12 protein-coding genes are annotated in these 12,035 nt (G+C 40.4%); 3 read left to right on the forward strand and 9 right to left on the reverse strand.

What is annotated here, in order from left to right:
* Positions 1 to 71: 71 nt before the first annotated feature.
* Entirely contained in the window at positions 72 to 647 is a 576-nt protein-coding gene (gene nfuA, locus OCI93_RS06450; RefSeq protein ID WP_261593075.1) for a Fe-S biogenesis protein NfuA, read from the forward strand.
* A 3-nt stretch (positions 648 to 650) separates the two neighbouring features.
* Complete coding sequence (locus OCI93_RS06455; protein ID WP_261626162.1) at positions 651 to 926, forward strand: hypothetical protein; 276 nt, start codon at positions 651 to 653, stop codon at positions 924 to 926.
* Here the strand turns inward: OCI93_RS06455 and dinF are convergent.
* Positions 871 to 2,202 (reverse strand): MATE family efflux transporter DinF, encoded by a 1,332-nt coding sequence (dinF, locus tag OCI93_RS06460; protein ID WP_261626065.1) that lies wholly within the window; start codon positions 2,200 to 2,202, stop codon positions 871 to 873. The two genes, OCI93_RS06455 and dinF, sit on opposite strands and share 56 nt — an antisense overlap.
* On the opposite strand from dinF, the gene OCI93_RS06465 reads away from it, so the two are divergent.
* Positions 2,182 to 3,213, forward strand: a complete 1,032-nt coding sequence (locus OCI93_RS06465) for a polysaccharide deacetylase family protein (RefSeq protein ID WP_261626066.1) — start codon at positions 2,182 to 2,184, stop codon at positions 3,211 to 3,213. The two genes, dinF and OCI93_RS06465, sit on opposite strands and share 21 nt — an antisense overlap.
* Before the next feature lie 266 nt (positions 3,214 to 3,479).
* On the opposite strand, the gene OCI93_RS06470 is transcribed toward OCI93_RS06465, so the two are convergent.
* The 8 genes from OCI93_RS06470 to OCI93_RS06505 all read right to left on the reverse strand — a co-directional run bounded on the left by OCI93_RS06470 (position 3,480) and on the right by OCI93_RS06505 (position 11,946).
* On the reverse strand, positions 3,480 to 4,508 hold the full coding sequence (locus OCI93_RS06470) for a protein-glutamate methylesterase/protein-glutamine glutaminase (protein WP_261593078.1): 1,029 nt from the start codon (positions 4,506 to 4,508) through the stop codon (positions 3,480 to 3,482).
* An 8-nt stretch (positions 4,509 to 4,516) separates the two neighbouring features.
* On the reverse strand, positions 4,517 to 5,134 hold the full coding sequence (gene cheD / locus OCI93_RS06475) for a chemoreceptor glutamine deamidase CheD (RefSeq protein ID WP_261593079.1): 618 nt from the start codon (positions 5,132 to 5,134) through the stop codon (positions 4,517 to 4,519).
* A complete protein-coding gene (locus tag OCI93_RS06480; RefSeq protein ID WP_261626067.1) occupies positions 5,127 to 5,948 on the reverse strand; it encodes a CheR family methyltransferase in 822 nt (273 codons plus the stop codon). Before OCI93_RS06480 ends, cheD begins: the two co-directional genes overlap by 8 nt.
* Before the next feature lie 61 nt (positions 5,949 to 6,009).
* Complete coding sequence (locus OCI93_RS06485) at positions 6,010 to 8,682, reverse strand: methyl-accepting chemotaxis protein (protein WP_261626068.1); 2,673 nt, start codon at positions 8,680 to 8,682, stop codon at positions 6,010 to 6,012.
* Between the two features lie 38 nt (positions 8,683 to 8,720).
* Positions 8,721 to 9,215, reverse strand: coding sequence for a chemotaxis protein CheW (locus OCI93_RS06490; protein WP_261593084.1), 495 nt, complete (start codon positions 9,213 to 9,215; stop codon positions 8,721 to 8,723).
* Positions 9,212 to 11,284, reverse strand: a complete 2,073-nt coding sequence (locus tag OCI93_RS06495) for a chemotaxis protein CheA (protein ID WP_261626069.1) — start codon at positions 11,282 to 11,284, stop codon at positions 9,212 to 9,214. The genes OCI93_RS06490 and OCI93_RS06495 overlap by 4 nt, the downstream gene beginning before the upstream one ends.
* Positions 11,285 to 11,301: 17 nt before the next feature.
* On the reverse strand, positions 11,302 to 11,664 hold the full coding sequence (locus OCI93_RS06500; protein ID WP_261593086.1) for a response regulator: 363 nt from the start codon (positions 11,662 to 11,664) through the stop codon (positions 11,302 to 11,304).
* A 9-nt stretch (positions 11,665 to 11,673) separates the two neighbouring features.
* Positions 11,674 to 11,946, reverse strand: a complete 273-nt coding sequence (locus tag OCI93_RS06505) for an STAS domain-containing protein (RefSeq protein WP_261593087.1) — start codon at positions 11,944 to 11,946, stop codon at positions 11,674 to 11,676.
* Between the last annotated feature and the right edge of the window lie 89 nt (positions 11,947 to 12,035).

The raw sequence follows: 12,035 nt of genomic DNA on the forward strand, positions 1-12,035 counted from the left end.
CACTGGCGACAATACGACGAGGGGAGTATCATAGGCATTACCCGAGTAATTTAGTCAAGTATAGTAAAGTTATGATCACAATTTCAGAATCAGCACAAACACATTTTGCAAAACTACTTTCAGATCAAGCACCAGGCACTAATGTCAGAGTGTTTGTGGTTAACCCTGGTACTTCTCAAGCCGAGTGTGGTGTATCTTATTGCCCAGCCGACGCTGTTGAAGAGACCGATGTCCGTTTACCTTTTAATGGTTTTGATGCTGTTGTCGACACCGAAAGCGCACCATTTTTAGAAGAAGCAGAGATTGACTTTGTCACAGACAAAATGGGCACTCAGCTAACACTAAAAGCGCCCAATGCAAAAGCTAAAAAGCTGAGTAATAATGCATCATTACACGAGCAAATTGAGCATATGCTTACCACTGAAGTAAATCCACAGCTAGCAAATCATGGTGGTCAAGTCAGCTTAATTGAAATTACTGCACAAGGTATTGCAGTCGTACAATTTGGTGGTGGATGTAACGGTTGTTCAATGATTGATGTCACTTTAAAAGAAGGCATTGAGAAAGAAATGATCGCTAAGTTTGATGAAATCACAGGTGTAAGAGATATTACAGAGCACCAAGCAGGCGAACATTCATATTACTAGATGATGTTCAAACAAGTTATTTACCGGTTAGGCCAACAGCCTAAATTAAGCCTCAAACGATTTTTTATCGGCTTGGGGCTATTTTGTATTGCTGTTGGCACGATTGGTTATGGATATTATTACCAGCCAATTGTGCAGTTAATTGGCCTAATACTCTTAGTACCCGCACTGTTTTTTGCTCTGTGGGGTTATTTGGGTATATTTGCAAATCGATTTGCTCAAATTATTGTAACAATATCCCCTGACGACGAAGCTGTTGATAACGATAAAACAAGCTAACACCTCTGAGCGCCATAAAACATGTCATGGAGAACCACAAACCATGGTTTTGCCATGATGTTGTCAACATAAATGGTAAGAAAAACCCCATTGTTGCCGCTAAAAGCATGCTATTACGCATTTCTCTCGCACGTGTTAACCCGACAAAAACACCATCAAACAAAAAACATGCCATGGCAATGATTGGCAGTATAATAAGCCAAGGTAGGTAGCGGTATGCATGTGTTATTACTTCTGGAATATCAGTTAATAACATAATAATTTGATTACCAAATATAGCGAAAAGTAAGGAATAGAGTAGCGCAAATACCGCCCCCCAAAATACACTCAGCTTTACCCATAATTGAATTTTATTTGTATCATTTTGCCCTTTAGCATGTCCAACTTTTGCCTCAGCGGCATACGCTATGCCATCAAGTGCAAAACTCACTAACATTAGAAAGTTCAATAACACCGCATTGGCGGCCAAAGTCAACTCACCAAGCCTTGCACCATAAAATGTCATAAAACTAAAGCACAGTTGCAACATTAAAGAACGTAAAAAAATGTCGCGGTTTAATGTCAGTAACTGTGACACTTCAGTACGTGCAGGCAAATGCCACAACCACGCTATTTCATTTCTTTTAAATAGACACTTTACTAACAGTAATGCAAAAACCAAACCGCTATAATCTGCAATAAGTGATGCCCAAGCTGCGCCTGCTACCCCCCAATCAAAACCCACCACAAATACAATATCTAGTACGATATTAATTAAATTAGTAAACAAGACCAAATAAAAAGGCCCTTTCCCATAGTGCATTCCTAACATAAAACCCAGCAACACTAAGTTACACATGGCTGCTGGAGCACTGTAAATACGAATCGAGAAATATAAATTAGCCTGTTCTATCACTTGCTCTGATGCACCTGACAACTGCTCAATTGCCGTCAAAAAAACACCCTGTAGTGAAACAATGAGCAATGCAAAACTCACCGCAAGTAATAAACTACTTTGTAATAACATAGTTAGCTTTCGAGTGTTTTTTTGCCCAAATGCTTGTGAGATAACGCCAGTGGTGCTCATCCGTAAAAAGCTAGCTAACCAAAATAAAACCGAAATTGTACTAGCACCCAGTGCTATACCTGCTAGATAATGTGCTGATGACATATGACCAATCACCGCGGTGTCAACCAACCCTAGCAGTGGAACGGAAATATTTGATAAAATCATTGGCCCAGCCAAAAGTAATAGACTCAGGTGGTAAGATTTATAATGGTTAAAAAACTGCTTCATTTATTGACTCTGATATTTTTATTAAAAGTACAACACGCAACTGCAGCGGTGATCTTACAGTATCATCATGTCAGCGAAAAGTTACCGCCAGTCACTTCAATCAGTGCAGAACAACTTACAGCACACCTTAATTATTTACGCGATGGGCAGTTTAACGTGATGCCACTAGATGACATGCTAAATGCGCTAAAAAATGGCAAAGAGCTGCCCTCCAAAAGTGTTGCCATTACCTTTGACGACGGCTATGACAATAATATCGAGCAAGCAGCACCAATATTAGAAAAGTTTGGATTTGCCTATACAATATTTGTGAACCCTAAATTAATCGATGAAAAACAAGATTATGTCATGACATGGGAGCAACTGAGAACACTAGCCAAAAAAGGCGCGCTTATTGCCAATCATAGTGCCAAACACGATTACTTACATCACCTTAAAAAGAGTGAGACGATAAAACAATGGCGAACAAGGGTTGCCGAAGATATCACTTGGTCAGAGCAACGTATAAGTGCCGAAGTTGGCCATAATGCAAAATTGCTGGCTTATCCTTATGGTGAATTTAATCGTGAATTACAAAAACTGGTACACTCTCTTGGCTTTATAGGTATTGGACAACACTCTGGTGCTGTAGGAAAATACACTGATTTTACGCGTGTCCCTCGATTCCCTGCATCAGGAATTTATGCAAATTTGAATACATTAACAGTTAAACTCAACTCACAACCATTTGACATTGCTAAATTAACTTACGCCGATACAGTAACTAACCAAACTCAACCAAGTTTAATTATCGATTTTGAACACAAAAACTTTCTTCGTCACCAGTTTGCTTGTTACACGTCAGGGCAGGAAAAGGCCGATACAAAATGGTTAAATGAGCTACAGGTCATTATTACCGCCAAAGACAGGCTCTCTAATGGTAGAGCTCGCTATAATTGTACAGCACCAGTTCAAGGCCAAACTAAACAGTTCTTCTGGTTCTCTCAGCCTTGGGTAATTGCAAAATCCTAGGGACTGTTGATCTTTGAGGTATGAATTTTTTCAAATCAAAGGCTTTCATTACGCAAATAAGCAATGCAGCATAATAGTTTATGTCAGTTGCGAATGACAAAGTAGTGGAAACCTTTGGTTGAGCTCTTTGGGCAGCGCCATTCGGGCATTTTTCTACGTTATCACCTAGCTTACATAAAACACTATGGATGCAGGTTCTGCCTTGGGAAAATACCCAAATGACTGCTGCAAAAACACATAGCAAAGGTCAATAGCCCCTAATACAATTATTTTTTACATGCTGTGAGTAACGCATGCGTTACTTCTTGCAGTGGTACAATCGAGCGCGCTGCCTTCAGCTCAACTGCAGCGCGTGGCATTCCCCATACTACAGATGTATTCTCATCTTGCGCTACCGTAAATGCACCAGCTTGCAACAGGCGTAACATTGCTTTTGCTCCATCACTACCCATACCAGTTAACAAAGCAGCACAAACAGCTTCACCAAGAGGAAGTAACGAGTCGAACAACACATCAACCGCAGGTTTATGCCTATTGACTGGCTCTGTATCATCAAGTTCACAAACGAGCTTTCCGCCTTTTTTTACCACTTTTAGATGCTTATCACCAGGAGCAATAAACACGTGGCCCGCTAAAAGCTCATCTCCAACTGCAGCTTCTTTTACTTTGACGGTACAGCACTTGTCCATCCTTTGTGCAAATGACGTACTAAATACAGGTGGAATATGCTGTGTCACAACAACAGGTGGTGCATTTAAAGGTAACCTAATCAACACCTCTTTAATTGCTTCTGTGCCACCCGTCGATGCACCAATCGCCAAAACCGCACCACTTTTAAAGTACATATTAGGGATCTTTGCAGTGCTCGATTGACTAGCCAGCATCTTATATGAACGCACTCGTGCACTGGCTGCTATTCTTACTTTTTCATGCACTGATTGAGTATAACTTTTCAATTGATTCACTACATTGGAAACAGGTTTAGCAATAAAATCAACCGCACCAATTTCAAGTGCTTCAATTGTTGCTGGAGACCCCTGCTGCGTTAATGTCGATATCATCACAACAGGCATAGGTCGAAGCCGCATCAAATTTCTTAAAAAGCTAATGCCATCCATTTTCGGCATTTCAATATCTAATGTTAAAACATCAGGGTGTAAAGACTTTATCATTTCTCTAGCTTGATAGGGGTCTGCAGCGGCACCAACTACTTTGATATCAGACGCTTGATTTAGAATTTCTGTGAGAATTCCTCGGATCAGAGGGGAGTCATCAACAATAAGCACTTTGATCATACTCACCCCTAAAACAACTCAATATCAGTTTTAGCATCTTGAGCCTCAATATCATGTAAGTAACGCACCTCACGCTTTTCAATCGTATCATTATGCATTTCTCTTAACTTTTTAACTTGTGCTTTGCCAGTTTGTGGGTGAAACATAACTTTTCTTGGCCAAGGCCCTCCCACATCATGAGAAACCAAGTTTAGGCCTTCCTCTTGAACATAAGCATGTGCAAAACGAATATTACCCACTCCTATATCAGTCATAGAGCGTATAATTTTCCCTCCACCAAATAGCTTAATCTTCAAATTGGCTCGTGCTGCGCCATTTTTTATTACTTCATTGATTAAGAATTCCATCGCCCAGTTGCCATATCGGCAATTTAAATCATCAGCATGGATATCTTCTACATTTTTTGCCCCAGGGAGCATAAAATGATTCATCCCCCCTATACCTCTAACTTCATCATACACACAAGCAGCAATACAAGACCCTAAAACAGTAGAGATATATTCATCATTTCTTGATACATAGAACTCACCCGGTAATACTTTTGCAATCACGGCTGCACGACCAGAATCCCAAAACCGTTTTACGTGCTCAAATCCAGCCAGTACCGGTGCTAAGTCCCTATTCATAAGAAGCCTTTTGATACATGGTTTTCCCTAAATTAATAAATTCCGTGTGCTCTTTTCCCATAGTCTCAGAATGACCAATAAACAAGTGGCCACTTGGTGTTAATAATCTGTGGTATCCTGAAAATAATTTATCTTTAGTTTCTTTATCGAAATATATGAGCACATTTCTACAAAATATAAGATCAAAGGGCCCTTTCATAGGCCAACTTTCTAGCAGATTAAGACGTTTAAATGAAATCAAAGATTGAAGAGTTGGCTTCACTTTGTAAGATTCACCATCTGCGCTTTTCAAAAACCACTTTCTTAATTCTTCCTGCTCTAAACCATTAATGCTACGCGCACTATAAACACCTTCCTGAGCTTTAGCTAACACACTAGAATCTAGATCAGTTGCAAGAATCTTCACATCCCAATCAGTAGGAAAACGGCCTTGAATCGTCATTGCGATGCTGTAAGGCTCTTCACCTGTGGAGCACCCAGCAGACCAAATACGTACTCTTTTAGATGCTGAGTTCCTCTTTATCATCTCACTTACTAATACATTAGATAAATGTTCAAAGTGATGACTTTCCCTGAAAAAAGACGTTAAGTTTGTAGTTATTGCATTGATAAAGTGGCTAAACTCTTGCTCTGAATCATTATCAACTAATGCTATATATTGCTTAAATGACGTTAGCCCATTGGCTCTAATTCTACGAGCTATCCGAGAGTACACCATTTCTTTTTTATGCGGCCCAAGAACAATACCGCACGCCTTATACACACGCTTTGATAACCCTTGAAAATCATCGTCCGTAAAGAGAAACTCTCTCATGTTTACTCCAATTTAAAAAAACCTCTAATATGAGCGGCGCTTAGCCGCTCGGGAAGCACGCTTAGAACTCTTCCCACTCTTCAGAGGCATCGGCAAACTTGTTCCCGTTCGACATAGGTTTATTCTCTAACTTAGTATGCTCAGTCGTCTTATGGCTTTGTAAGTGAGAACTGGTCGTTACGTTGGCGGTAGACATTTGAGGAGGGAGCATTGCTTGCTCATTACTGTTATCAATCACAAAAAAGTGAAGCTGCTTGCGCATATCATTTGCTTGTTCAGCCATGGATTCCCCGGCTGCAGAAGCCTGTTCAACGAGCGCAGCATTTTGCTGGGTCATCTCATCCATTTGTGCCACGGCTTTGTTAACTTGCTCTATACCCGAACTTTGTTCCACTGACGCTTCGGCAATGTCTGATATCATTTCTGTAACACGCTTAACCGAAGCAACAATATCTTTTAGAGTTGACCCTGACTCGTTAACAAGCAAAGTACCATCTTCCACTTTTCCTACACTATCTCTGATTAAGTCTTTAATTTCCTTTGCGGCACCAGCGGAACGCTGAGCCAAGTTGCGTACTTCACCAGCAACTACCGCAAAACCACGACCTTGCTCTCCTGCTCTTGCAGCTTCTACCGCTGCATTTAACGCAAGTAAGTTTGTCTGAAATGCTATTTCATCGATTACACCAATAATATCGGCTATTTTCTTACTAGATTCATTAATAGCCGACATGCTTTCCACTGCACGACTGACCACTTCACCACCAAGAATCGCTTTATCACACGTCTCCTCAGCCAATCCATTCGCTACTTTGGCATTGTCCGCATTTTGCTTCACTGTACTGGTCATCTGCTCCATACTAGAGGCTGTTTCTTCCAATGATGAAGCTTGCTCCTCGGTACGCTGGCTCAAATCTGCATTACCTTGAGATATTTCCTCTGCACCACTGGCAACCAATCCTGCTGATGAGCTAATTTTGTTTATCACATCAGTTAATCTGTCAGCTGTACTATTTGCATCTCGTTTTAATTTATCAAAAGCGCCTTCGTACTCTCCTGTAATACGACGAGTTAAATTACCATTGGCCAATGCGTCTAGCATCTGTGCAGTATCTGACACCGCATCGTCTACAATACCAATTAACTCATTTAAGCCCTTGGCCAGACGTAAATAAAACCCATCCTTTCCTTGTTCATTTAAGCGAATGCTCAAATTACCTCCACCTGCAGAGATAACTAAATCATTCACTTCTTTTTCAATTGCGACTTCTATGGTTCTATCATCCCACTCCACAACCGTGCCAATTCTCTCACCTTCGTCATTAAGAATCGGATTGGCAACTAAACCAAATGTGCGCCCACCAACTGAAATTTCAGTTTTGTAAACTGTTGTCAGCTTATCTAATAAGCCTCGTTGGTGAGCTGGGTTCTTGTGAAATACATCCACATTGGCTCCAAGAAGTGAATTGACATCAAACTGAGGCAAGTCTTTACGAATATCACTTTGTGCATTACTCATCATATTTGTCACCGCTTTATTCATATAAACGATGTCATGTTCGTGATTGGCAATCATGGTGTTTGTCGCTACATTATCAAGTGCTCGTTTCACTCGTACATTTTCATAAGCTGCTTCTTTTTCTTTTTTCTCTCTTTCTAATCGTTCAGTTTTATCTTCCCATTCAACCACTGTGCCTAAACGGTTATTCTCTTCATCAAACACTGGGGTTGCAATTAACCCGAACGTAAATCCTGCTACTTGTATCTCAGTGATATAGGTTTCAGTTAATCCCTCTAGTAACTTACGCTGGTGACTTGCGTTAACGTGAAAAACATCGATGCACTCACCAATCAGGTTCTTTGTGTCGAAATTAGGCAACGCTTGGCGAAGTTGAGCTTGATTCTCCCCCAGCATTTGTAATACAGAGTGATTAGCATAAACAATATTACAATCTCCATCAGCCAGCATGACATTCGCTTGGCAAACATCCAAAGCACTAGAAATCCTTGCATTATTCGCTGCAAGCACCGCTTGCTTGTGTTCAGATGCAAGCTTTTCAGTAATATCTTTCCACTCAACTAAAGTTGATATACGTTCATTTTCAGCGTTAAAAACGGGGGTTGCGATTAAATCAAAAGTCAGACCAGAAACTTCAATCTGCGTCGTATAGACCCTGTTAAGGGTGGCTAAAATACCTCGCTGATGAGCTGGGTTTTTGTGAAAATCATCAATATTAGTACCAACTAAACTATCTACGTTAAATAGCGGTAAGCCCTCTTTTAAACGGCTTTCGTTTGCCTTAAGCATTTTCCGAACTGACTCATTTAAATATGTAATATTCAAATTAGTATCTGCAATCATGATGTTAGCCTGGCAGGTATGTAAGGCATTGAGCAGACTCTCAATATGATTTTTATCTTTATCAGCTTCGACATTTGTGCTAACTGCCCGTGCCAGTTCAGGCAAAGCACTCAAATCTAATCTAGCAAGCACATCCTGATCGGTTAACCGCAAGTAAGGTATTGCCGTATTTAAACAAACAAGCTTACGAGTAAGGCTATCAAGAAGTTGCTTCACATATAAAGTAGCAGCCAACGTAACTATCACTGGAAACCCGATAATTAAGCCACTTTTACCAGTGATTGTTATACCCAATAGCTGGAATGATCCTATAATTGCTGCCACCAGCACTACTGCAATAACTAATAACTTATTATTGTTCTCACTTTGCATGCTCTCACCCTTTCCTTTAATCTCAACCTTTGCGCGATTTACTTTGCATTAAGATCCAGTACTTTTGCTAAGTTGAGCAAAACCACCATTTTTTCACCTACATTGACTAAACCAGAAACATATTGTGCATTGTTAGAATCTTGAAAGTCTGGAACATCCTTTGCTTTTTCTTCCGAAATGCTATAAACATCTGATACTGCGTCAACAACCAACCCCATTACTTTTTGCTGTTCGCGTATGTATACAGACACCACAATGACAACTGTAAGTGGTCCGTAGTCGATACTAGAGATCCCAAATCTAAGCCTGAGATCTATAATTGGTACTATCGTGCCGCGTAAATTAATTGCACCCTTAACAAAATCAGCCGCATTAGGGATAGCGGTGATCTCCTCCCAGCCTCGAATTTCTTGCACAGCTAATATATCCAGGCCATACTCTTCATCGGCCATCATAAACGTTAAATATTGGTTTTCGTCCTGCTGCTTCCCAAGGCTTAACTGCTGGTTTAACTGAATACGCTCACTCATCAAGCCACCTCACTACCCTGTTGTTCAACCAACAACTCCTGTGTTCCTGGCCGCTTTAAACCGCTTAACTTTATTAACCCTGTGATGTCTACTATCAAAGACACTCTACCATCGCCTAATATTGTCGCACCTGAAATGCCATCAACCTTTTGATAGTTAGCTTCTAAACTTTTTATTACAACTTGCTGCTGTGCTAATAGATCATCAACGAGTATGCCTACTTTGTGATTATCACTTTCAACCACCACCAGAAGAGTCTTATCTAGCTCTTCGATTGCGCCTTGATGATTAAAAATATCGTACAAACGTAAAATAGGTATGTACTCATCTCTGAGTCTAAGTACATCTAAATCTTTGCCCACTCTACTCACTTTAGTGATATCAATTTGCAAGGACTCAACAATCGAAATAAGTGGAATAATATAAGTATGACGTGCTACCTGAACCAGCTGCCCATCAAGAATGGCCAAAGTTAACGGCAAACGAATGGTAAACGTAGACCCAACGCCTGACGCAGAAGCGACTTCAACAGAACCATTTAGAGCTTGAATATTTCTCCTGACTACATCCATGCCAACACCTCGTCCAGATATATCACTCACTTCATCAGCCGTAGAGAAGCCCGGCATAAAAATAAGCTCGTTGATCTCATCTGCTGTCAGTTCATCGTGTGCTTGGATTAGGCCATTTGCGATGGCTTTACTACGAATTTTATCAGTATTTAATCCCTGACCATCATCCATAATCTCAATCACTATATTGCCTCCTTGGTGGAAGGCATTAAGCGTAACGGTACCGACTGGTTCTTTACCTGCTGCAATGCGCTTGTCGGGCGTTTCTAAGCCATGATCCAATGAGTTGCGCACCAGATGAACCATAGGATCAGATATTTTTTCCATAACTGTTTTATCTAATTCTGTTTGCTCACCAATTAATTTAAGCTCCACTTGCTTATTCAGTTTTTGGGAAATATCTCTAACTAGCCTCGGAAAACGACTAAACACAAAACTGATTGGTAACATCCGAATACGCATAACATTCTCTTGTAAGTCTCTGGTGTTATGCGCTAACTGGGCAAGGCCTTCTTGTAAGGCTGTTATTGTAGACTCGGTGATCTCTTGCTCACCAATTTGACTCAGCATAGCTTGGGTAATCACCAATTCACCAACCATATTAATTAATGAGTCTACTTTATCTATCCCAACACGAATTGACGTAGAGGTGGATGACTCATTGTTTTTTTGCGGTTCTGCTTTTTTGTTGATTTCTTTAGGTGGCGTAATGGACGCTGAAGATATCTCTGCAGATTTACCATCTGCGCTTTCAGGTTCTGATAGTGTTTCTGTAGATGCTTCAAAAATACCACCGCATACAGTTATCGTGATCTCGGCATCATCTTCTACCCATTCAAATATCTCTTCTATTGCTTTGCTGTCACTGTCTGTAGTTAAGAAAAAGCGCCAACTTAAAAAGCACTCATCAGGATGAAGCTGCGCAATGTCGGGGATCGCATCATGAAATACTTGTGTTTCAATTTCTCCTAGCTCCCCTAATTCACTGATCATAAATAGCGGCTCATTACCTGTTTTAAACAAGTGCGCTTTAGGCTTAAAATCAATTTGATAGGTGCTTTGTGTTATCTCATCGGCTTTTTCATCATTAGACTCACAAGCAGTGGCCTCTGCAATGCCTAAAATCTCTTCAAACTTACTTCGTAACGCATCAGCTTCAGTCAAATCAGGCTCTTGCTCTGATTGTAGCGCTCGCAGAAGGGTTCTTAAGCAATCGACCGACTTTAACAGCAAATCTACATGTTCTGTGGTGAGGGTACGCCGACCATCACGTACTTGATCCAGCAAAGTTTCAAGTACATGGGTAAAATCGGATACAGAAGTAAAACCAAAAGTACCGCTGCCGCCTTTAATAGAATGTGCAGCACGAAATATGGTATTAATTGTTTCGCTGTCTTCTTTGCCTGGTTCCAAGTTCAATAACTCAGACTCCATTGCATCGAGTCCTTCAAAACTTTCTTCAAAGAACACCTCAAAAAACTGGCTAAGATCAATACTCATAAACCCAGCTCCTTAAGTTAACGTATTACTTTTTTCAACACTGCTAGTAACTGCTCGGGATTAAAGGGTTTTACTATCCAGCCTGTTGCGCCTGCAGCTTTGCCTTCAGTCTTTTTTTCTAGGCCTGACTCAGTTGTCAGCATCAACAAAGGCGTAAATTTATAGTTAGGTAGATTGCGTAACTCTCGAATTAATGTAATGCCATCCATAATGGGCATATTCACATCAGAGATAACAGCATCAAACCCTTGTTGTTTTGCAATACTTAGAGCCTCACTACCATCACGTGCTTCGGTAACATCAAACCCCGCTTTTTTTAATGTAAAACCGACCATTTGCCTCATTGATGCAGAATCGTCCACAGCTAAAATTTTCTTCATACCAACCCCTTAATTTCTATCATTGAGAGCCAAGAATTCCGTTAAACCAAGCTCTTCAACTGAATTTAAAAGTGCTTGGCTGTTTCCATGCCAAATGAGCTTGTGGCTAACTGTAAGAAAGTGCTTTTGCAATGCACAAAGCAATTGAATTGACGCTGTATCAATACGAGTTACTTCAGATATGTCTATAGTTATATCCTGTTCTATCTCCAGTTCTTGTAATAGTAACTGGTGTAACTCTTCAACTTGGCTAACAGCTAACTCTGAAGGAAGCTTTAACATATATGGGCACAGTTTAGATTTAATAACTCATAAATTTAGCTTAGACGTAGATATCAAAAAAGCCATAAAACTTATGCTAATAAAGACAA

Origin of the sequence: Pseudoalteromonas holothuriae (assembly GCF_945859825.1) — a bacterium.
Lineage (GTDB): Bacteria > Pseudomonadota > Gammaproteobacteria > Enterobacterales > Alteromonadaceae > Pseudoalteromonas > Pseudoalteromonas holothuriae.